Annotated in this window: 22 protein-coding genes; 10 read left to right on the top strand and 12 right to left on the bottom strand. The window is 36.7% G+C overall.

Features of this window, described 5'->3' with window-relative positions:
• Positions 1-42 precede the first annotated feature (42 nt).
• Entirely contained in the window at positions 43-573 is a 531-nt protein-coding gene (locus tag DLJ74_RS19755) for a YceI family protein (RefSeq protein ID WP_054860872.1), read from the top strand.
• A gap of 365 nt (positions 574-938) precedes the next feature.
• Here the strand turns inward: DLJ74_RS19755 and DLJ74_RS19750 are convergent, their stop codons facing one another.
• Positions 939-1901, bottom strand: a complete 963-nt coding sequence (locus tag DLJ74_RS19750; RefSeq protein WP_109985777.1) for a LacI family DNA-binding transcriptional regulator — start codon at positions 1899-1901, stop codon at positions 939-941.
• 78 nt (positions 1902-1979) lie between these two features.
• On the opposite strand from DLJ74_RS19750, the gene DLJ74_RS20595 reads away from it, so the two are divergent.
• Positions 1980-2150, top strand: coding sequence for a hypothetical protein (locus tag DLJ74_RS20595; RefSeq protein ID WP_181397693.1), 171 nt, complete (start codon positions 1980-1982; stop codon positions 2148-2150).
• Between the two features lie 71 nt (positions 2151-2221).
• Here DLJ74_RS20595 and DLJ74_RS19745 read toward each other — a convergent pair whose 3' ends face one another.
• The 6 genes from DLJ74_RS19745 to DLJ74_RS19720 all read right to left on the bottom strand — a co-directional run bounded on the left by DLJ74_RS19745 (position 2222) and on the right by DLJ74_RS19720 (position 6996).
• Positions 2222-3103, bottom strand: a complete 882-nt coding sequence (locus tag DLJ74_RS19745; RefSeq protein WP_109985776.1) for a metal ABC transporter permease — start codon at positions 3101-3103, stop codon at positions 2222-2224.
• Positions 3100-4005 carry a metal ABC transporter permease gene (locus tag DLJ74_RS19740; RefSeq protein ID WP_109985775.1) on the bottom strand — a complete coding sequence of 302 codons (906 nt, stop codon included), beginning with the start codon at positions 4003-4005 and terminating at the stop codon, positions 3100-3102. Before DLJ74_RS19740 ends, DLJ74_RS19745 begins: the two co-directional genes overlap by 4 nt.
• Positions 3980-4750, bottom strand: coding sequence for a metal ABC transporter ATP-binding protein (locus DLJ74_RS19735; protein ID WP_109985774.1), 771 nt, complete (start codon positions 4748-4750; stop codon positions 3980-3982). Before DLJ74_RS19735 ends, DLJ74_RS19740 begins: the two co-directional genes overlap by 26 nt.
• 1 nt (position 4751) lies before the next feature.
• Positions 4752-5690 (bottom strand): metal ABC transporter solute-binding protein, Zn/Mn family, encoded by a 939-nt coding sequence (locus DLJ74_RS19730; protein ID WP_181397692.1) that lies wholly within the window; start codon positions 5688-5690, stop codon positions 4752-4754.
• Between the two features lie 147 nt (positions 5691-5837).
• Positions 5838-6593 (bottom strand): DUF817 domain-containing protein, encoded by a 756-nt coding sequence (locus DLJ74_RS19725; RefSeq protein ID WP_109985859.1) that lies wholly within the window; start codon positions 6591-6593, stop codon positions 5838-5840.
• 40 nt (positions 6594-6633) lie between these two features.
• A complete protein-coding gene (locus DLJ74_RS19720; protein WP_109985772.1) occupies positions 6634-6996 on the bottom strand; it encodes a nuclear transport factor 2 family protein in 363 nt (120 codons plus the stop codon).
• 90 nt (positions 6997-7086) lie between these two features.
• Here DLJ74_RS19720 and DLJ74_RS19715 point away from each other — a divergent pair, with 90 nt between their 5' ends.
• The 7 genes from DLJ74_RS19715 (at position 7087) to DLJ74_RS19685 (ending at position 14370) form a co-directional block, all read left to right on the top strand.
• Positions 7087-8046 carry a nuclease-related domain-containing protein gene (locus DLJ74_RS19715; protein ID WP_109985771.1) on the top strand — a complete coding sequence of 320 codons (960 nt, stop codon included), beginning with the start codon at positions 7087-7089 and terminating at the stop codon, positions 8044-8046.
• A gap of 357 nt (positions 8047-8403) precedes the next feature.
• Positions 8404-8709, top strand: coding sequence for a CD3324 family protein (locus DLJ74_RS19710; protein ID WP_342767761.1), 306 nt, complete (start codon positions 8404-8406; stop codon positions 8707-8709).
• Between the two features lie 65 nt (positions 8710-8774).
• Entirely contained in the window at positions 8775-9410 is a 636-nt protein-coding gene (locus DLJ74_RS19705; protein ID WP_181397691.1) for a FusB/FusC family EF-G-binding protein, read from the top strand.
• Between the two features lie 132 nt (positions 9411-9542).
• A complete protein-coding gene (locus tag DLJ74_RS19700) occupies positions 9543-10307 on the top strand; it encodes an ABC transporter ATP-binding protein (protein ID WP_109985768.1) in 765 nt (254 codons plus the stop codon).
• A 15-nt stretch (positions 10308-10322) separates the two neighbouring features.
• The gene (locus DLJ74_RS19695; protein ID WP_109985767.1) at positions 10323-12164 is read left to right on the top strand and encodes an ABC transporter permease; all 1842 of its coding nucleotides are present in this window, start codon (positions 10323-10325) and stop codon (positions 12162-12164) included.
• Positions 12165-12290: 126 nt separating this feature from the next.
• Complete coding sequence (locus tag DLJ74_RS19690; RefSeq protein ID WP_109985766.1) at positions 12291-12917, top strand: LysE family transporter; 627 nt, start codon at positions 12291-12293, stop codon at positions 12915-12917.
• Positions 12918-13047: 130 nt separating this feature from the next.
• A complete protein-coding gene (locus DLJ74_RS19685) occupies positions 13048-14370 on the top strand; it encodes an amino acid permease (protein ID WP_109985858.1) in 1323 nt (440 codons plus the stop codon).
• Between the two features lie 148 nt (positions 14371-14518).
• On the opposite strand, the gene DLJ74_RS19680 is transcribed toward DLJ74_RS19685, so the two are convergent.
• Positions 14519-15073, bottom strand: coding sequence for a helix-turn-helix domain-containing protein (locus DLJ74_RS19680; RefSeq protein WP_109985765.1), 555 nt, complete (start codon positions 15071-15073; stop codon positions 14519-14521).
• Between the two features lie 80 nt (positions 15074-15153).
• The gene (locus DLJ74_RS19675; protein WP_054861181.1) at positions 15154-15600 is read right to left on the bottom strand and encodes a YndM family protein; all 447 of its coding nucleotides are present in this window, start codon (positions 15598-15600) and stop codon (positions 15154-15156) included.
• A gap of 168 nt (positions 15601-15768) precedes the next feature.
• On the opposite strand from DLJ74_RS19675, the gene DLJ74_RS19670 reads away from it, so the two are divergent.
• A complete protein-coding gene (locus tag DLJ74_RS19670) occupies positions 15769-16575 on the top strand; it encodes a VLRF1 family aeRF1-type release factor (protein WP_109985764.1) in 807 nt (268 codons plus the stop codon).
• 55 nt (positions 16576-16630) lie between these two features.
• Here DLJ74_RS19670 and DLJ74_RS19665 read toward each other — a convergent pair whose 3' ends face one another.
• The 3 genes from DLJ74_RS19665 to DLJ74_RS19655 all read right to left on the bottom strand — a co-directional run bounded on the left by DLJ74_RS19665 (position 16631) and on the right by DLJ74_RS19655 (position 22015).
• Positions 16631-19168, bottom strand: a complete 2538-nt coding sequence (locus tag DLJ74_RS19665; RefSeq protein WP_109985763.1) for a glycosyl hydrolase — start codon at positions 19166-19168, stop codon at positions 16631-16633.
• Positions 19169-19242: 74 nt separating this feature from the next.
• Positions 19243-20169, bottom strand: a complete 927-nt coding sequence (locus DLJ74_RS19660; protein ID WP_181397690.1) for a glycosyl hydrolase — start codon at positions 20167-20169, stop codon at positions 19243-19245.
• Positions 20170-20329: 160 nt separating this feature from the next.
• Positions 20330-22015: an ABC transporter substrate-binding protein gene (locus DLJ74_RS19655; RefSeq protein ID WP_109985857.1), complete on the bottom strand. Its 1686-nt coding sequence runs from the start codon at positions 22013-22015 to the stop codon at positions 20330-20332.
• Positions 22016-22075: the final 60 nt, after the last annotated feature.

The following is a 22075-nucleotide window of genomic DNA, read 5'->3' as shown; positions in this document are numbered from 1 at the left end:
ACATAAAGTAAGTTATTATATTTTTTTAGGAGGAATTTTAAAATGGCAAATGTAACGTTAGATAAAGTGCATAGTGGGATTCATTTTCAAGTAAAACATATGATGGTATCTAAAGCGAAAGGTGAATTCCATGATTTTGATGTGGATTTCAATGGAGACTTTGACAACCTTGAAGCGGCAAGTGTAAATGTAACCATTAAAGTAGCGTCTATTGATACCAACAACGAGGATCGTGATGGTCACCTAAAATCAGATGATTTCTTTAGCGCGGAAAGCTATCCTAACATTACTTTTTCAAGTAAATCTGTCAAAAAAATTAGTGACTCCGAGTTCGAAGTGACTGGTGATGTGACAATTAAAGATGCAACAAATGAAGAAACATTCGTTGTAGAGTATAATGGAAAAGCAAAGGATCCAATGAGTGGTAATATTGTTGCAGGTATTGATCTTGAAGGAAAGATTAACCGCGAAGATTATGGCTTAACCTACAATGCTCCACTAGAAACTGGGGGAGTCTTAATCGGTAAAGAAATCAAATTAAGCGGATCATTTGAGTTTGTTATAGCAGAATAATAATAGACGGTAACCCAGACTATTCCAGTCTGGGTTTTTATATGCTGCAAAAATGAGAGCGCTAATCGCAAAAATACTATAGTAGTTGCAAAATTAAGAGCAGCACTCGCAAAAATAATATAGAAGTTGCAAAATTAAGAGTAGCACTCGCAAAAATAATATGATAGTTGCAAAATTAAGAGCGCCACTCGCAAAAATAATATGAAAGTTGCAAAATTAAGAGCGCCACTCGCAAAAATAATCAGATAGTTGCAAAATTAAGAGCGCCACTCGCAAAAATAATCGGATAGTTGCAAAATTGAAAGAGCTACTTATAATGGTAGACCTGCATTAGCTTTCAAGATTCAAGCATGGTAGAAAGAACGTCATACCGTGTTCCTTTCAATCAAAGTTACCTCTAATTTTTCGTGCTTATTTTCCCTTTTTTCAATTACTTGTAAAAATAACTTTTCTCCCATTTCTACAATTGGAATCTCAAAGGTAGTTATATTCATCACCTTTGCGATGGGTTGATTGTCAAAGCCAATAATAGCTAAATCATCTGGTACAGCTATTCCGTTGTGCTGACAGGCAGTAAGAATTCCAGCTGCTACGACATCGCTTGCTAGTAGAGCAGAAGGGGCATTTGATTGACTTATGATCATTTTTACCACCTTTTTCCCATCTTCAAAGTAATAGTTTTCCGTAAAAACGAATTCGTCCAAAAATGGAAGGTCCTTTTCTTTTAAGAAGTTTTGATAAGCCTTTGCTCGATAATAACTATTGGAACCTGTTTCTCGCCCAATACAGTAGCCAATTTGTCGATGACCTTTATCGTATAAATAATGGAGGGCCCTTGTAAAACTCTGATAATGATCCACATATACAGATTGTACGTAATCTATATCCGTAGCTTTTTCACAAACAACTAATGGGCCATATCCTGCATAAGGCTTTATTGTATTCCAATCCAAAATTCTGGAACAAATGATTATCCCATCAATTTGTTTGTGCTTCAGCATGTTTAACGCTTCTAGTTCTCGTTCTTTTTCATAATTAGTTTGAATTAATACAATATGATACTGATGTTGATAAGCCATTTTGGTGATCCCCTCGACCAATAAACCAAAATAAGGATTATTAGCAAATGGCACCGCCACTCCGATTAATCGCGACTTTCCTTTACTAAGATGAACAGCCTTCATATTTATTTGATAGTTTGTCTTTTGAATTGCGTTTAATACTGCTCTTCTTTTCTCATCACTTACATAAGGATGATTATTTAATACTCTTGAAACGGTCGTTACAGATACGCCAGCTAGATTTGCTATATCACGAATATTTGCCATATTTTTCATCCTTTTTTAAAAAACTCTTGCTATGGAACGCGTTTCATCCTCTAAGATAATGGTAAGGAGGGTGTGTTCATGAATATTTTACTCGGTATCTTAGTTTGGTTAGCTATGTGTAGTAGTATTCTTATTCTAGCATCACTTGCCATTAAATTCGAAGGAGAACAACAAGAAAAGAAGTTAAAGGGCTATATTGGCTACATTGAAAAGGTGTATAACCGTAATGTTACAGATCAGAAAAAATAAAGGATCGATTCAGAAAAAAAGACTAGACCACCGTATGTAGTGCATCTACGGTGGTCTGTGAGTCGAATCCTCTAGGGCATTACATCAGTTGTGGCTGGCTTTACCCACTTGGAGACTAAACCATGCTTTGGAGAGAATAAAAAACTAATAATAAATATAACTCCTGTAGCTAAAGCCATTGATCCTGAGATAGAGGTATCGATAACAGTAGCAATATAATAGCCTAAAATAGCGGACAAAACACCGAATGAACTACTCATGACGAGCATAACCGATAGCTTGTCTGTCCAAAGATAAGCAGAAGCAGCAGGAGTGACTAACATCGCAACGACCATAATAGCTCCAACAGCATCGAAAGCAGCCACTGTTGTTACAGATACTAGGCTCATAAAAACATAATGCAAAATAAGTACAGGGATTCCTAAACTAGCAGCAAGAGCTGGATCGAAAGAAGTGATTTTCCATTCCTTATAGAAGGCAAGGATAAAAAATAAAACAATCACAAACGCCAACCCAAGCATGGTAGTTGCAACAGGTATATTACCCAAAAGTGGCACAGCAGTTGTTTCCCAAGGAATAAATGTAATTTCTCCCATAAGGGCATGCTTTACATCTAGGTGCGCATTCCCCACCGATGTTGCAATTAGGATAACCCCTATAGCAAATAATGTCGTAAATACAATACCCATCGAGGCATGCTGTTCAATGTCCAATGTATGGAGCCATTGTACTAAGAAGGCTGTTAATAAACCTGCTATGATTGCCCCAATAAGCATATGAGGACCGCTTAACTCTCTTGTCATTAAAAAAGCAATAACAATTCCTAATAAAACCGTGTGACTAATCGCATCAGCCATCATCGCCATTTTCCTCAGTATTAAGAAGACGCCAATTAATCCACAAGTTGCACCAACTAAGCATGCAGTTAAAATAATCCATGCTGAGTAAGTCATTTACCCACCCCCTGAGCATGAAGCTGTGCTAGTTTTTGTCGCTTCTTAAATTGATAATAGTTCACTAAGATCCCTTTTTGTATACCAAAGACAAGTGAGAAAACAAATTGAATCGAAGCAAATAGAACAATAAACGGGCCTGTTGGCCATCCACTTCCAAGGGTGCTTACTGCCGTACCAATCGCTCCAGCTAATCCACCAAACAATGCGGACAATAACAACATCTTTCCAAAGGAGTGTGTCCAATACCTAGCACTAACAGGTGGTATAATGATTAATGCAGCAATTAAAATAACTCCTACTGCTTGAATCCCGATAACAATGGTTGTGACAAGTACTAAGGTATATAACACATTCATTCCTTTTAAAGATAAGCCAATTCCTTTTGCAAAGTCAGGATCAAACAAATATATTTTCCATTCTTTGAACATCATGACAACAATCATTATAGATACACAGGCAAGAATAATCATTGTCCATACGTCTGATCGGACCATTGCTGCTGCCTGCCCATAGATAAAACTATCCAGGCCTGCCTGGTTTCCACCAGCTGACCGATTAACAATCGTTAATAGCATGATGCCTAATCCATAAAAAACCGACAGGATCATCCCCATCGCTGTATCCTCCGTGATTCTTGAATTTTTGCGAATTGTCTGGATAAAAACAGCACCGAGCAATGCACTAACTGCAGCGCCAGCAATTAATAGATACAAATCCTTTCTCGCAAATAATAGGTAGGCTATCACAACCCCAGGAAGAGAAGCATGAGCCAATGAATCACTCATCAGGCTCTGCTTCTTCCAATATGCTAAACATCCTATCGTTCCTGCAGCAATTCCCAAAACCATTGTACTCATCAGAACCCACTGTGTATTACTTGTTAAAAGAGCTGACCACATGACCATTCTCCTTTCCGGAGGTAATCCACAACATATTCCCTCCATACGTTTCTGAGATGTTAGTCGGATTAAAGGTAGTTTCTGTTTTCCCATAATGAATGACTGTCTTATTTAATAGGAGAACATGGTCAAAATAGTCTTCAACTGTTTGAAGGTCATGATGGACAACGAGAACCGTTTTACCTAAATTCTTTAATTCTTGCAAGATTTTCATGATTGCTTTCTCTGTTGCCGCATCCACTCCAGCTAGTGGTTCATCCATAAAATATAACTCAGCGTCTTGCACTAATGCACGTGCCAAAAATACTCTTTGCTGCTGTCCACCAGAAAGCTCACTAATTTGTCGATTAGCATAACTCGCCATCCCCATTTTATCTAGTGACTCGTATGCTTTTTCTTTATCCTCTCGTGTTGGACGTTTTAACCAACCAATATTACCGTACAACCCCATTGTGACAACATCTAATGCATTTGTAGGAAAATCCCAATCAACGGAACCTCGTTGAGGAACATAACCAATTTTCTTTTTTGCTTTTTTAAAGGGTAAACCGAAAAATTCTATTTCCCCAGTTAAAGCTGGATGGAGATCTAGAACTGTTTTGATTAATGTGGACTTACCTGCACCATTTGGACCAACAACACCTGTTAGAGACCCGGCCTCTATGTCGAAATTAACATCATATAATACCTTGTTTTTTCGGTAGGATGCAGCTAAATTGACTACTTTTAGTGCTGAATGTGTCAAGTTATTCCTCCCCTTTACTTAAGGAATCATAGATTGTATCGATATTGTGACGGTACATTCCTACATATGTACCTTCCTCCGTTTCAGGATCACCCATTGCATCAGAGAAAAGCTCGCCACCAAGGGATACATCTATTCCTTGATTCTTCGCCCCTTCAATCACTGCTTCTATAGAGTCAGGATTGATACTACTTTCGACAAAGATTGCTGGCACAGAGTAATTTTTAATGATATCAATCGTGTCATTAATGTCAGAAACACCTATCTCATCCTCCGTACTTAGCCCTTGCAGTCCAATCACTTCCATATTATGCATATTTCCAAAATAACCAAATGCATCATGGGCTGTGACGAGAACTCGGTTTTCTTCAGGTATAATCTGAAGTACCTCTGCTTCCTTTTTCACCTGATCTAATTCTGCAAAATACTCCTGTTTATTTTCTTCAAAATATGTTGCATCATCCGGTGAAAATTCCTTCAATTCTTCCACTGCAGCCTCTAGTGCTTGCTTCCATAAATCAATATCAAACCAAATATGCGGATCCACTGCTCCTTCCTCATCCTCTAGCAAAGAATCTTCAGAAATGGTATCCCCAATGGCTAAAACGGGCTTAGAATCGCCTATTTCTTCAAACATTTTCTTCATGTTCACTTCTAAATCGAGGCCATTATAAAAAATAACATCTGCTTCATCGACCTTTTTCACATCACTCTGTGTTGGATTATATAAATGTGGGTCTACGGATGGCCCCATTAAGCTTTCGACCTCTACACGATCTCCTCCTATCACAGATAGTGGTTCTCCTATTTGTGCAATCGTTGTGACTACTTTCACTTTGTCACTACTTGAATCATTCTTAGAAGATTCTACTTCATTCCCACAAGCTGCCAAAAATAGAACAAATCCCAGTGTCAAAAATAAACTCCATTTCCTTTTCATTTTAATCTCCTCTCCTTTTTCCCTAAGGAAACTTTTTGTTGTAACTAAAAATTAACGCAATATTTTCATTTTGTCAAGAATATTTCTTCAAGGAAACTTTTCTCAGAATAAAAAATGGATGCGATTATCGCATCCATGTGATGAAAGTTATTCTCTTTTCCCTTTTATATGCTTAAGCATAGCCACAATTAAAAAGCTAACAATGACTAATAATAGCCATGAGCTGATTTTGCTGAAGTGAACAATATGCCATGTTTCTGATTGATTAGGATATTGCCATGCCCCAAAGAAGGTAGCAATATTTTCTGCTATCCAAATAAAAAAACCAATTAATACGAATGCAAGGACAACAGGCATCTTATACGTAATGGCATTCACCTTGAAGTAAACGATGGTACGGAAGAATAATAGGATAGTTGCAATTTTTAAGAGCCAACGAAAATCATAAATATAATGATGGGTGAAAAAATTGAAATAAATAGCAGCACTCAGAAGGAAGACAGCCCATGTCTTTGGCCAATGAACTATCTCTACATCGAGTCTTCTCCATGCCTGACACAAATAACTTGCAACACTTGCATACATAAAGCCACTATAAAGCGGAACACCGAATACCTTACTCCACGACTCTTCAGGATAACTCCATGATCCCATATGTACTTTATAAATTTCTAACGCAAGACCAATTACATGGAAAACACCAATAACTTTTACCTCATCCCATGTTTCCATTTTAGTTATCATCATAAAAGCTTGCGTTAATAGACAAATTAATAGAATAAAATCATAACGTGGAATAAATAAAGTCTCCATTATTTGGGTAATGGCAAGTGTTGAAAAAATAATAACAGCAAAAAAGCAAGATTTTGCCTCTTCTAAGCCAAATGTCCAAAGCTGTTTCATGGGATGAAGGGTTTTTTGTGTAATCGCAACAAACATCTATTTAGTGAACCTCCAGCACATAACTGATGATCTCTTTAATTTTTCCATCCTTATGCTTATTTAATCGATAGATATCACAAAAACTATAATGCTTCTGTTCACCATCCGAATTGGTAGAATGAATCATTCCATTAACCGCTGCTTCTTTCCCATGTGTAATCATATACTCGATTTCTAATTCAAAGTCACTATCATTATCCATACCCGTCAATGCTTGGGTTAAGGCTTCTATTCCGTTTATCGTATCGGAACCAACCATGCGCCATACAATATCATCTGTAACACTAGCGAGAATCTTCTCAATATCTCCTTTAACGAATGCTTCATTAAATGTACGAAAAAATGCTTGATTTTTTGTTTCCAATTACTCCACGCTCCTTTTTAAAATTAGTATACCATATGGTGGCTTCAGATAAGAGGCTATGCTATAATAAGGAAAATTTATGCATAAGGAGTGACTCCCCATTTCTATCCTCTCCCCCCTCGAAAGACGCTGCACCTACGTCACTTAGAAGCTTTAAATAACCGCTGCACAACTCTCTCTACGACACTCGAAGAAAAACTAGGACGCGAACTCGCAGGATACCTAGGTGAAGCTAGCCTTCCTTACTATTTAGAGATTTCCTCCATTTCCACACATTACGATTTATATGGATTACGTTTAAACTTAAATGGAAACAAATTTCAAATGGATGGTCTCTATTTATTTGAAGGATTTTTCTTGATAACAGAGGTGAAAAATTTTAAAAATAAAATTCTACTAAATGAAGCAAATCAATTAATTCAACTTCAAGAAGAAGGATCAGAGGAAGTTTTTGATAATCCATTGACCCAAGTAGAATTGCAAAAAGAGCAACTAATTCAGCTCTTGGATAAACATGGCTACCCCACAATCCCAATTGAGACCCTCGTTGTTTTTACACATAAGAAGGTTCACCTTACTTTCAACCACCCTGATTTAATCACCTCTCAACAACTCCCTGCAAGGCTTAAGAGGATCACACAAAAATATCCAACCAAACTTCTACAAAGAAATGAATTATACCATCTAGGCAGAAAATTAATATCTCTGCACGAGGAACGTGGTAGTGCATTTATAAATCCTAATGACAAGATATTTCCCAAAATAAAAAGAGGCGTATTTTGCAACAGATGTAAGCCTATGATTATGCGGCGCATCTATGGTTCTTGGGAATGTCCGAAATGTAAAAAAAGAAATTCGTTAGCGCATTTAGCTGCACTTGAAGATTTTTATTACCTATTCGGTCATACGATTACTAATCGCCAAGCCAGATGGTTTCTTTGCATGGATTCTGTTTATACCCCTTCTAGATTACTTCAATCATTAGGCATGAAAAGATCTGGTATTACGAAAAATGCGAGATATGATCTGTCTAGTTTGTTTAAGAGATAATTTTTTGCGAGTAGTGCTTGCTTTTTGTAGTTTCCGCAGTATTTTTGCGAGTGGCTCTCGCTTTTTTGCAACTTCCACTTTATTTTTGCGAGTGCCTCCCGTTTTTTTGCAACTTCGGCTGTATTTTTGCAAGTGACTCTCGCTTTTTTGCAACCTCCACTGTATTTTTGCGAGTGCCTTCTCTATTCAAAAAAAAGCGAACTTGAGGTAAACTGTAATAGTAATGGAGGTGTTTGGGATGGCAAGACAATTGCCCGAATTTACACTGGCCCCTGCAAAGCCTAGAGATTGAGGCGATACTTTGCTAGGGGTGATACCACTATTATCGCCTGATAAGCGCTACTAGGCTTTGCCCTTATGATAAACAAAATAATAAGGAGCTGGCTTGAAATGAAGGCGCATGAAATTTTACCAAAAGAGCTTTTAGACGCGATACAAGAATACATTCAAGGAGAAACTATCTATATCCCTAAAAGAGCGAATTCCTATCAAAAGTGGGGAATTTGTTCGGGGAGTAGACAGTATTTAGATAAACGCAATCAGGAAATTCGAAAAGCTTTTCGGTCCGGAAAATCAATGGAAGAACTTGCTCGGGTCTATCATTTATCCACAGAATCGATAAAGAAAATTATTTATGCCAAGAAAAAAGAAAAATTGCTCTAAGAGTATTTTTTCCATAGTTACATCTCACAATATTTGCTACACTTTAAATGAGGAGTGTGGTAACAATGGAAGCTTTTCTTACAGTAGATCAATTCCATCTAATTCGAAAACAAGCGAAAGCAATTGTGAATGCATTATCCACCACTACAGATAAGCATGTACAAGATGCAGCCAAGACGATGGCATATGAAAAGGCAACGGAAAATCTTGAGTCAATAACATCCGAACAAAAAGATCGAATTGATCATATTTTACAATTAAAAAATAAAGAGGATATGGAGGAATATCTTCTATCCCTGAAAGAACTTGTCATTCCTTTTCCTGAGATATCGGAGCAAAGGATTCGAAAGCTTTTCCCAAAAATAAAAAAATTAAAAGCCCCTGACCTTTCTGAGCTGGATTTTAAAGAAACCGTCTATCTTCGTTGGTTTGACAAGGGATTAAATAAAAGCTTTTTGATCGTACCTTTCAAAGATAAATTCATAGGTGTGCAAGGTTATTTAGAAACCACACAACATAAAGGAATCTGTTCCATCTGCAATGGACTTGAAGAAGTATCGTTATTTACGAGTGAGAAGAAAGGCAAAATTCGTGGAACCTATTCCAAAAAAGGAAATTATATCTGTAAGGATCCAGCAGTTTGTAATGGTCATTTAAGTGACCGGAAACAATTAAACCAATTTATAGAAAATTTGAAGTAAGGAGTCATCGATTAAGATGGCTTCTTTTTTATTCTTACAAAAATGTAAGACACTTGAAAGAAAAATCGATAGGTAATCTATAAAGGGCTAGTCTACAATAGAAACAGCAAATTGTTACAGGAGGGAAAAAACATGGAACAATCCGTTGTACATGTAAAAAATGTTCAAAAAATATTTGGAAAAAAATCTGAAACAAACTTCAAAGCATTAGATGATGTATCATTTGATATCTATCCGGGGGAATTTGTTGGAATCATGGGCCCTTCAGGAGCTGGGAAGACGACTCTATTAAACGTCGTATCCACACTTGATACAGCATCATCTGGAACCATTGAAATTGCGGGCAAAGATATTACTTCGATGAAGCAAAAAGAGTTAGCTGATTTTCGTTCAGATCAGTTAGGTTTTATCTTTCAGGATTTTAACTTATTAGAAAATTTAACGATTTATGAAAACATTGCCCTACCTCTTTCCTTACAAGGGATTTCTATTAAAAAAATTAAACCACTTGTCACACAAGTAGCCAATAAACTAGGCATTAGCGAGATATTAGAAAAATATCCTGCTACGGTTTCTGGGGGACAAAAGCAACGAACTGCTGCAGCAAGAGCGCTCGTTCATGAACCAGCTATAATCCTCGCAGATGAACCTACAGGTGCATTGGATTCCAAAAATGCCCGAAGCTTAATGGAAACATTAAAACAGCTAAACGACCATCATGAAGTTTCCATCATGCTTGTCACACACGATCCTCTTAGTGCCAGCTATTGCGAAAGAATTTTGTTTATTCACGATGGCACAATCTATAAGGAAATCCATCGGCTAAGTGATCAAGCAGCCTTTCATCAAGAAATATTAAATGTATTAGCAGAATTCTCTAGCTTGGAGATGTCATAAGGAAGGAGAAGGAAAATGCTTTTTAAACTACTAAGCTCTAGTATGAAAAAAATGTGGAAGGATTATCTTGTATTATTGTTTGGACTTACCATATCCATTGCTATTTTCTATATGTTTCAAACACTCGCTCAGAATAAAACATTTCTTGAAGAAAATGCCTTGATTAGCCCAATTGTGTTCGTCTTCCATGCGGGTTCTTTTATCCTAGCGATTGTCACGATATTTTATATTTTCTATGCTACTTCGTTTATTTTGTCATTAAGACAAAAAGAGCTTGGAATGTATATGACCTTAGGAGCTAAGAAAAACAAAGTGACAAAAATGATGTTTATCGAGACACTAATGATAGGGATGATTTCTCTTGCCATCGGTCTCTTTGTTGGAGTTGGAATCACAGAAGTCATTTCTAAAATGATCATGAATCAATTAAATTTCTCTGGAGAAGGATTTCAACCTTTTTATCCTTCCTCTCTGATAACAACTATTATTTTCTATGTGATTCTTTTTCTATTAACAGCAATGGTCAATGCATGGAAAGTAGCTAAGAAAACGGTATTGGAATTGTTACATTCTGAACAAAAGGCGGATATTCTCACATCAAAAGGATGGAAAACGGCTATAGGAGCGTTTATTTCATTGCTCCTCATAGCTATTGGATACTATGTGATGATTCATATGGGTACCTTCCTACATGTTGGCGTCATCGTAGCTGTATTTACAGTAACACCAGGAACTTACTTTTTCTTTATGGCATTGTTACCTTTTCTCATCAGAAGGGTTAAATCAATTCGCTCTATCAATGAAAAAGGACTAAATTCCTTCACGTTCGCTCAATTACGATTTCGGATTAGTCAGCTAACAAAAGTACTTGGAACGGTTGCGATGTTAATTGCGTTAGGTTTAGGGGCGATGGCTGCAGGCTTATCGTTCTATCACAATACAGCTATTCAAGCATCTCTTGTACATGCAAATGATGTCACCATTCATCAACCGACCGAGGAAGAATTAAGTGAAATCGAGAGCTGGGAATTCATTGAAAAAAACAGTTATAGCTACAAGGTGACAGAGGATGGCGTTTATTTTCTTAAAAATGACTTACAGAACAGCCCACCATCCATCAAAACGTATAGTGATGATCCTAGTGCATTACCAGTAGAGGAAAGAGTAACAACACCACTAAGTCAACCCGAATATTCTCAAGGAGAAATTCCTGAAGATTGGTTAGAGGCTTTCCGATCCGAACTCTTGGTAACTCCTAGCCTTTTCGGTGAACGGGAACTCTATATACTTGATCAACAAAGCTTTGAACAGCTAAATGCTTCTGCGGAGCAAATAATACTAGGTAAAGTGGAAAGCTTCACTGATCATATCGAGATATTAAAACAGATAGATAAAAAACATGTTAATCTTGCAAAAGCGTACACCGGAGAAAAGCCACTCATGATTGGAAGTAAATCAGAAACTTATACCTCCTTAAAAAACCTTGCAAGTGGGACTATTTTTATGGGATTGTTTCTAGGCGTCGCTTTTCTTATGATGATGGCGAGTGTGCTAATGTTTAAATTACTATCCAGTGCCACAGCTGATATAAAGAGATATCATATGTTAAACAAAATAGGGGTGAGAAGAGAAAAATTATCCAATTCTATCCATAAAGAATTATTTTTGATCTTCTTATTCCCTGCCCTACTCGGATTTGTCCATGTATTAGTGGGAATGGAAATGTTCTCCATTATTTTAATCGAACCATTCACAAAATTTTGGATTCCTGTGGTTATTTTCCTTATTATTTACTTCTTGTACTATTTATTGACAGTACAAATGTATAAAAGGATTGTTTTACCCAAAAAGAAATAATAGGAAAACGGCATAAATCTAATGCCGTTTCCCTAGCCTCTTACGCAAATATCTCCACACTTGTTCTACTTATCCAACTATTGAATAGAAATAGTACAAGCCATATATTGTTAAGGGGTGAAAACTTTGGGGATATTTTTCAGCTATGTTTTTCTTGGATTATCACTAGCGGCACCGCTTGGGCCGATCAATGCTGCACAAATTAATCAAGGAATTAAAAATGGTTTCCTTCATTCATGGTTCCTTGCGATTGGTTCTTTATTTGCTGAATTATTATTTATTTTAGCTGTATTTTTTGGGGTAGTACATTTCTTGGAAACGCCACTAATGAAAACATTCCTTTGGTCATTTGGAACATTCGTACTAGGCTATACAGGGATCGAAAGCTTAAAAAGTTCACATAAACTAACGACAGATAATCATCGATCAAAGGACAGCTTACTTAAAGTTTTTACAACAGGATTTTTGATTTCCATTAGTAACCCGCTTTCGATTCTTTTTTGGCTAGGGATTTATGGATCTGTCCTAGCTAATACGATTCACAAATATGATACTAGTCATTTGTTTTTATATACAGCAGCGATTGTGATTGGATTGGTCGTGTGGGATATTTTTATGGCTTGTGTTTCAAGTAGCTTTCGGCATCTTCTTAATCAAACCACTATTAAATGGATTTCGATGATAACAGGAATTTCCTTAATTGGGTTTGCTGTCTATTTCGGCTATCAAGCATATTTTTTAATCTTCCGTTAAACGCATTATCTAACTTTGGATAATGCGTTTTTTTAAGCTTCTTCACTCAAGCTCTTCTAATGAGTTTTTCTAAAACGATTTGGGTACAATAAGGATCATGTTATTGTAAAGGAGTTATAGCATGCATCGGATGACAAGACAAAAATCCTCTACTAAAGGAGATCTGACATGGTGGCAGCTTTCCTTAACTGGAATAGGGTGCACCATTGGAACAGGTTATTTTCTCGGTTCAAGTATTGGGATTAGCCTTACTGGCCCTTCCATCGTTTTTTCCTTTATTTTAGCAGCACTTGGAACCTATATTGTATTCCATTTTCTTGCCAAGATGTCCGCAGATGACCCTCAAGAAGGTTCATTTTGCTACTATGCCAATAAAGCATTTGGTAAATGGGCAGGTTTCAGCTGTGGATGGAATTACTGGAGTTCGAGTATTCTAATAATGGGAAGTCAACTTATTGCTCTCTCTATCTTAACACAGCTTTGGTTTCCAAATATCCCACTATGGGTTTTTGCTGCCATCTACTCTATTCTTGCTATTTTAGTGGTATTACTCGGAACAAAAGGATTTGATAAGGTAGAGGACATTTTGGCAGTTATTAAAACAGCTGCTATTATCATATTCATTATCATGGCATTTGGGGCATTATTCGGTTGGTTTACTGGTACCAATGTCAAACAACCTGGGATTCCAAATTCCTTGAAACAGCTTTTCACTGGTGGATGGCAAGGATTTTGGTCCTCACTCATTTATGCTTTTTATGCTTTTGGAGGAATTGAAGTAATCGGCTTAATGACGATTCGTTTAAAGAAAAAGGAAGATGCACCAAAATCAGGTAAATTGATGCTCCTACTATTAGCATTGATATACATTGTTTCTATTGGTCTTTCCGTTACTTTGGTGTCAGTTGAAGCATTTGATCCAAATGAAAGTCCTTTTATTACAGCACTGGCTGATTATCATTTGTCTTATTTTAAGCATGGATTTAATGCAGCTATTATCATTGCGGGTTTTTCTGCAATGACGGCTACATTATTTGGTGTCATGACACTTCTCGTAACTTTAGCAAAAGATGGTGATGCGCCTCAACTTTTCGCAAAAAAGATCAACAAATTTAAAAATTTACCGCTACCATCCCTAGCTCTTGCAACAGTTGGTCTATTAGCATCTATTATCATCGCATTGCTATTACCTGAAAAAATTTACGAATACATCACCACAGCAGCGGGGATATTACTGCTGTACAATTGGGCATGTATCATCGCTTCGTCCTTGAAATTGCAAAAACAAAGAAATAGGCTACATTCCTTTGTTGGATTATTCGGGGTTTTGTTGTTAGGCATTACGGTTATAGGTACACTTGCTGAAAAAAGCATTCGACCAGGATTTTATATTTCCATACTGCTACTCATCATCATTGGAATTGTCACTATTTATCGCAATAAGAAAAGTTAAAAAACGAGAAGAGCAATGAACTGCCCCCTGTCAAGTAGACAGGTAAATAAACAAAACATTTTGTGCCATGTATGACTTTCATGCATGGCCTTTTTATGCTGGAATTTTTAAACCCATCTTCAATGTCACGCGCTTTGTGTTATAGAACTCAATATACGCCACGCCCATCTACTAGTCCTTCAGAACCGTGGGTTTTATACTTTTGTACCCATGAGTAAACATTATTATAGGAAACTCGATATTTTTCAGCTGTCTCTTTATACGATAAGTTATTGGCTAAACATGCTTGGACAACCTCTATTTTTTCTTCTTGTGTCACTTTTCTACTTTTCATTGTATACACCTCGGGATATGGAGAATAAGTTTTTAATCCTTCTCCCTTAGTATACTTGATGATCCATTCTCGAACAGTATAATCAGATGGAATGTTATATTTACGAGCTAATTGAATGACTGGTATGCCTTGTTCTATGTGCTCTTTAACAATAGAGTCTTTAAACTCTTTAGAATAACGATTATTTCTCTTTTTCGTTTGAATGCCTGTAAGCCCATGTTCTTGGTATCTTAGTACCTTATCATTAAATATCGAATCACTTAGCAACAAACCTTTTTCACATAGCTCTCTATAACTCCATCCTTCATCCAGATACATTTGAATATATCTTTCAAGTTCTTCAACGGTATGCTTACTATAAGAACGCATAAAACTCCCCCTAAAGTAGATTTGTTTTTTTCATTGTCTACTTTAGGGGGAGCATATCACAAAGGCCCTTCTCGTTTTCTTTATTCCTCGTTCTTCTTGTAGTTTTCTTCCTTGTCAATTGGATGAATTTCTTCTGCTGATTCTGTCTGAATGGATCTAGGTCTCATATCAGTAGTTGACTCTTGATCATCCAGATTTGATGCAACGTATTTATGAAAGAAATATTCAAATATTGTTAAGGCAATTGATGAAATGAGCGTCGCTTGTAAAACATCATCCCCAACAGTTAATGCATCTGTCATCAAATAAATAACGACAAAAGACAAAACAAAATCAGAAATAGTCGCAACCGTATTATTCGTTCTAGGTAAAATTATTCGGTCTCCAAGAATATATGACAAGACTCCTAATACTAATGTAATGAGAAAAACATTACCAAACGAAACATCGTAACCTATACCTAAAATTACATAGAGGAGTGCTAAACTAATGAAAAACTTTACTGCCATCATTTTTATATGTTCCACACCAAACACCTCCTTTTTCTTATGTAGCTTTTGTAATGTTGATAAACCTATTCCTAATTTCTTGTGGAAAATTTTGGACAGTAAAATTATTCATATGTTTTAATGGATCGATTTCAGGTTACAGATAAGGGAAGGTCTAATATTAAACGAAGGAGTGGGTAGAATAAAATGAATATCGCTAAGGAAATGAAGAAATTAGAATCCATTTATCTAGAGAAGCCCAATCGCGTTTTTACCATGTACTTAAATACAGACCCAGCAGATCCTGAACAACAAGGCGGAGAGTGGAAAATCCACCTGAAGAATGGATTAAAAAATTTTGATAACTACTTACAAGAGGATGGTAATTCTGAGGAGAAGCGGAATTACTGGACCGTGAAAGAAAAAGTAGAAAAATATATGAAGGAAAATGAATTAGAACTTGCTAAAAGTGTAGTCATCTTCGCCACAGCGGATGATTCGATCTGGTTTGCAGAAAAATTTCAAATGCCTGTTCAATCAGAATTTGAATGGAGCGACTCTGCAAAGCTTGACCAATTAAAACAGATGTATAACGAATTCCCTAAAACAGGAATTATTCTTACACAAAAGGAAGCCGTAAAGGTTTTAGATACAGAGCTTGGAACCGTTAAAGACTCACATATATTCGAATTAGACATCGAAACAGAAAACTGGAAAAAACATTCAGGACCACACCGTGCTCGTGTATCCATGGGAAGTGGTGGCAAAAGTACAAAACAAGAGCAATTCAAGGAAAGGTTTAACGCAAACCGTTATCGTTGGTATAAAAGCCTTGCCTCTACATTGGATCGATTTGCTAAGGGATTGAATTGGGAGCAGATTTATATTGTTGGAGATAAAGATGAAGTAAACGATCTTAGAGAAAATATGAACAAGCCGATTAAAAAGGTCGTTAATAAAAATATGCTCGATCATGAAGAGATGAAAATCATTCATGAAGTTGTCCTTCACTAAAACTTTTTGTTTAAATCGATGTAAATCCACCCATAATCGGGTGGATTTACTACTATTAGTTGCGCTTCAATCTCCTGAATAAGAGGGCACCAATACCAAATAGAAGGGTAATTCCTCCGATTACCAACCAATTATACATAGATGTCGCGGTATTAGGTAGTGATTGTTCCTTTTTTGAATCATCAGTGGTCAGCTTACCTTGCTCCATCCCTATTACTTCTTTAACCATTTTGTCTTTTTTTTGATCTGTGGAGGGTTGTTCGTTTGCATCTGTTTTGTGCTCCACTTGCTTATCATGATCAGATGCTTGCGAGAGTTCTTTTTCATCAAATACCGAAAAGATAGTAAAGTGATCTGTTTCCACTGTTATCCACTTATTCTCGATTTTGCCACCGATCCCTATCCATTCTGACTGCTGTATGTTCCAATAATAAATTTTTTGATTGTCATTAGGTTCTTTCATTAAGAAGGATAGTTGAACACTAGAAGAGAACTGACTGATAACCCGATCGTTTTGCTCAAATCTTAAATCATATAATTTTGTTGTGGCATGCTCCCCATGTTCTAATGCCTTTTCTTCTATTCTTTCTATCGATAAAGTTAGTGGTGAATCCGATGGGAATAATTTCATATTATAATTCATTCGAAGATCATCTTTTCTTAGATGAATTTTATTATTTTTCTCTTTTAAGCTTTTCATTTGCTCGTGATTGAAGACAATCTGTAAATGATCAGTATTCTTTGGTATCTTCAATTCTAATAATCCATTGATATCGAGATTCTCGATACTCTTATCAGGTAAAACATAATGATCACTTTTCTTTACTAAATCCAATGACAAATAGCTTGTCAGCCTTTTTACACGGATTAAGTATTTAGACTTTGTTCCATCTTCTACAGTTACTTCAATGTGAATAATATTATCGCCTGATTGGAGCTTAATCCCTTTAGTCAAATCCGTATTACCATTAATCGTAACAGTTGCAGAATGAGAATTAGCAACAGGTGACAATATGATTTCATCCACTGTTTTCTCAACCTCTAACGTATATTCCTTTACATTTTTGGAAAAGCCCGGGCTCAGCTGTCCTGTAGAAACCGTTAAATTTTGCAGACTGGTATCAGAACTTTTCTCCTGTCCATATGTCGTTAAGTCCGGTAATTCCTCTAATGTGATTACTTTTTCGTGATTATATACTTTCTGTAAATGCTCTTTGCTATTATTTTCTGTAATTAGACCAATCCAGGTTGTAAAATAACTATACATGGAATGGTAGCGGTCTAACATGTCTGGATCTGGGATTGGCCCATTTTCCGTCATCGCAATTAGCTTTTTATTAGAGGAAAGATCAACAAGTGCTTCATAATTATTATTTTGTGGGGAATAATTATATGCACCTGGGTAAGAATCAAAGCTAACAATATCGACATAATCATCACCTGGATACCAAGCTGGATCAACAGAGTTCCATACCCATATTAAATTATTTAATTCATGATAATTCGTTAGTCGATCATACATTACCTTCCATAGCTTTATTGTTGGCTCTGGTCCTTTCGCTCCCCACCAAAACCAACCGCCCTCTGCCTCATGCAATGGTCTCCATAGAACGGGCACGTTTTCCTCTTGTAATCGCCTTAATTGCTCAGCGATTGCATCAATATCCCGAATGAGTAATTGATAATCCTCTGATTCAGGATGATTCATGGCATATTCCACATCAAACGTTGTTGCATCTGTATAAAACCCACTCCACCATGGCTGCTCCTCCGTATCTAACAGATCCTTAGGTGCATTCCAATGCCAAGCAAATGCAACAATTCCCCCTTTCTCAGACCATTCAAGTGCGAGATCAACATCATGAGAAACTGCTCCTCTTTCGACACGTGATGGACTATAATCCATCAAATCTAAGCCTAGAATAGCTGGCGTTTTTCCTGTTAACTCTTTAATATATTTGACATCAGCTAAATCATTATTAGCATCATCTTGTTGACCTGAGATGATATTTTTACCAAAGTTATCCACTAAATAGCTAAACAAAGTCTTCGTTTCTGTCGTTGCATTAGGATTGATTAATTGTTTTTTCACTTCATGATCAATTGAAGGTTGTGCCAAAGATAGCTTAATAAAATCAATTGCAAAGTGTGTCCAATTTGGTGTAAAGGCAATAGTATTCGATCCTTCATTTAGTAATACTTTTCCTACTGGGGATTCTCCAAAACCTTCTCCCAATTCGAAGGAAGTAAAGGCCTCCCCATTTAATTGAATATTTGCATGTTTACCTCCACCATATATTCCGCCATAACCAACAGTTAAGTTATATAAAGCCTTGTCAGGCACATCCATAGTAAAAGTAACTTTCGCATCATCTTCAGTAAAATTACCAACATATCCAGTCCCAGAGTAACCAGGCATGTCATCTTGCACGGTAAGTCCGCTTAATGTAGCTTCTTCCGCCTCAAGTTTTAATTCATCAACTTCGTTTCCCGTTTCCGCGTATGCTGATACAACACCTGATTCAGCTAAACTTAGTACCAAAGTAACAAAAAATAGAAGAATAATTATTCTATTTAACAAATACCTTATCATTATTAACTACCTCCACAAAATTAATCTCCTATATAAAACGCTTACAAAATAGTACCAAAAGAGAAAATCACTATCTATCTTAATTTCATGTTAGGCACTTTATCTAACGTAATTACATATTCGTGATTATATATATCCTTTAAATAACTCGGAGTATTTTGTTCCTTAATGTGAATGGTATGCCATGTTAAAAACCACACCCATTTTGCCCCATTTTCTATCATCTCATCAGGATTTGGAATTGGCCCGCATTCATGAAAAGCTACTGGCATTTTCTTACCTACTATGTCAATAACCTTTTGATACAATTCAGTCTGTGGTCCTGAGTTATAAGTATCTGCACCGGCAATATCAACATAATCATTTCCTGGGTACCAGCCATTTTTTATTTTTCCAGAGTAACCAAGCACCCAAATCAAATGGTTCAAACCATGATATTTAGTATAACGATCATACATTAGCCGCCAAAGTTTTATAAATTGTTCCGAGCCACCTTTTCCCCACCAGAACCAAGCTCCATCAAATTCATGAAATGGTCTCCAAAGAATTGGCACTCGAGCATCTTGCAACTTTTTAAGTTGTTTTGCAACATCATCCATTTTAGCAATCATACCATTATATAGATCTGTTCCTTCTGTTAATGCCTCTTCCAAATTAATCGTTCCCTTAGAGGATTCATATCCTATCCCATTTGGTGGTGATCCCCAGTGCCAGCATATAGATACGATCCCGCCTTTTTCCCACCATTCAATTGATCGCTTATTGACACCTTCATAATCTTCATTGATATAATCAAGACCACGAATCGCAGGAAGTTTACCTGTTTTTTCTCTAATATAATCTAGCTCATCATTTGCGGGTGCTTTCCAATCGGATTCTTGTTGCCCTGAAAGAATGTTATTTCCATAAATTCCACAGATATATTCAAATAATTTTTTTGCTTCATAACTTGCATTTGAATTAGATAAATGATTTTTTTTTACATTTATTTTTCCTTCCAAATTAATATTTCCTCCTTTATTCGTTTTCATGAGTTAAGCATTGTGAATGTAACGCTGTGAACGAAAATTTCCTTTTGCATAGTTAGCGCGCTTTACATTTCTCCAATGTTAACAATCCTCGGGAAGACTGTATTCTTTCCGAGGATTGAATGAAATAAGCTTAATTACTCCATAATTCCACTTTCTCTTGAATAAGCTTTGTATATTCTTCTTCCGCTTTTTCAATATTTGCATTTTCCAAGGACGTCATAAATTCATCCCACACATTTGTGAAATTATCCGGTTTAGCCAATACAGCTTCTGGTACAAGCTTCTTCGTAATATCCAGTGCTCTTTGATTCAAGCCTTGTAATTCTGAATTAGCAGGGATAGAAATATTATAGGCAGCTCCCCAAGGCTTAACTGGGAATTCTTCTGCAGATGGATATAAATCCTTCCAAAGCTCCACTCCATATGCTGCTAATACTTCTTTTTCTATATCTGTTTGATTTTTAATGGCGATTTCCCGTGTATTTACTGTATAGGTCTGGCCAGTTGAATCTAAAACGCCATCTCCATAGCGTGGTGCAAATCGAAGGAAGTTATAGCCAATACCAGTTTTCTTCAAATAATCCTTATCATTATTACGCTTTTCCCATTCCTCTTCTGGAATCACGCGTTTTCCGTCAACGACCTCGTAATGCTCTCCTTCAATTCCCCAGTTCAGCATAATTTGTGTTTCCTCTGATGCTAGATAATCCAAAAATTTAATAGCACGAACGGGGTCTTCACAATCCTCTGTGATACTAATGCCCCATCCCGCTTGCAAGCCGATGCTTTGATAAGAATGGTTGACATACTCCTCACTTAATGTCACTGGATAAACACCATACATTCTCTCCGTTTTTCCAGCTTCTCTTAATGCTTCTTGTCCGCTGTTCATCATATAATCAGGACCAATGGTAGCAAGCACGCGACCAGATGCAAGCTTAGCATCAAATTGATCACTTTTTTGGACAAATGTTTCTGGGTCTAATAATCCTTCTGCATTTAGTTCATTGTACCACTTGAACACTTCCTCTTCGATTGGACGGCGGTAATGTAACGTAGCCTCATATGTTTCGGGATCTACGTAATATTCACCATCATCACCAGCCCCTGTCATCATAAATCCTGAATTTAAGAAGGATGCTTGTATTCTCCAGCTATCTGTATTCATTGTTAAACCTATCGTTGGCTGACCGTCAATCTGTGGATGTAACTCTTTATATTCTTTGATCACATTTTTTAAATCATCTAATGTCCTTAATTCAGGATAACCTAATTCCTTTACGACAGCGTGCTGTACCCATGCTCCGTAGGTTGGTGTCATTGCCTGGTTATCAATGGCTGCAGTTGTTAGGACATAAATCGATGGATCCTCTTCACTCCATTTCAATCGGTTGATTCCATCACCAAGCATTTTTTTCAAATTTGGGGCATGCTCTTCGATTAATGGAGCTAAATCTATTAGTGCTTCGGCATCGACTAACTGTCCCGCACCTTTTGAGACAATTAAATCAGGATATTCTCCACTTGCAACCATTAAAGGAATTTTGGTTTGCCCACCTTCAATATCAAATTCTGGATCTAGGGTAACACCAGTATCTTCTTTGATTTTACGACCAATTGGTGTATCCATTTCCTCTACCCAGTCAGGGTTCGTATCGGAATCAAATACAGTAAAGGTTACCGGTTCATCTCCTGAAGAGCTTTCTGTGCTAGGCTTCTCTTTCTCTTCACTTGATGTCTTGTCATCAGAGCCTTGACATGCGACAAGAATAGATAAAAACATCGTAATAAAAACAAAACATAAGAGCTTTCTCATTGTACCCACTTTTTTTCCTCCTATCATTTATTTATTGCATAAACAGGGGTTCCCTGTTAA

Origin of the sequence: Gracilibacillus dipsosauri (assembly GCF_003176895.1) — a bacterium.
Classification (GTDB): domain Bacteria; phylum Bacillota; class Bacilli; order Bacillales; family Amphibacillaceae; genus Gracilibacillus; species Gracilibacillus dipsosauri.
Note: the sequence above shows the minus strand (reverse complement) of the source record. Positions and strands in the feature narration are given on the sequence as shown.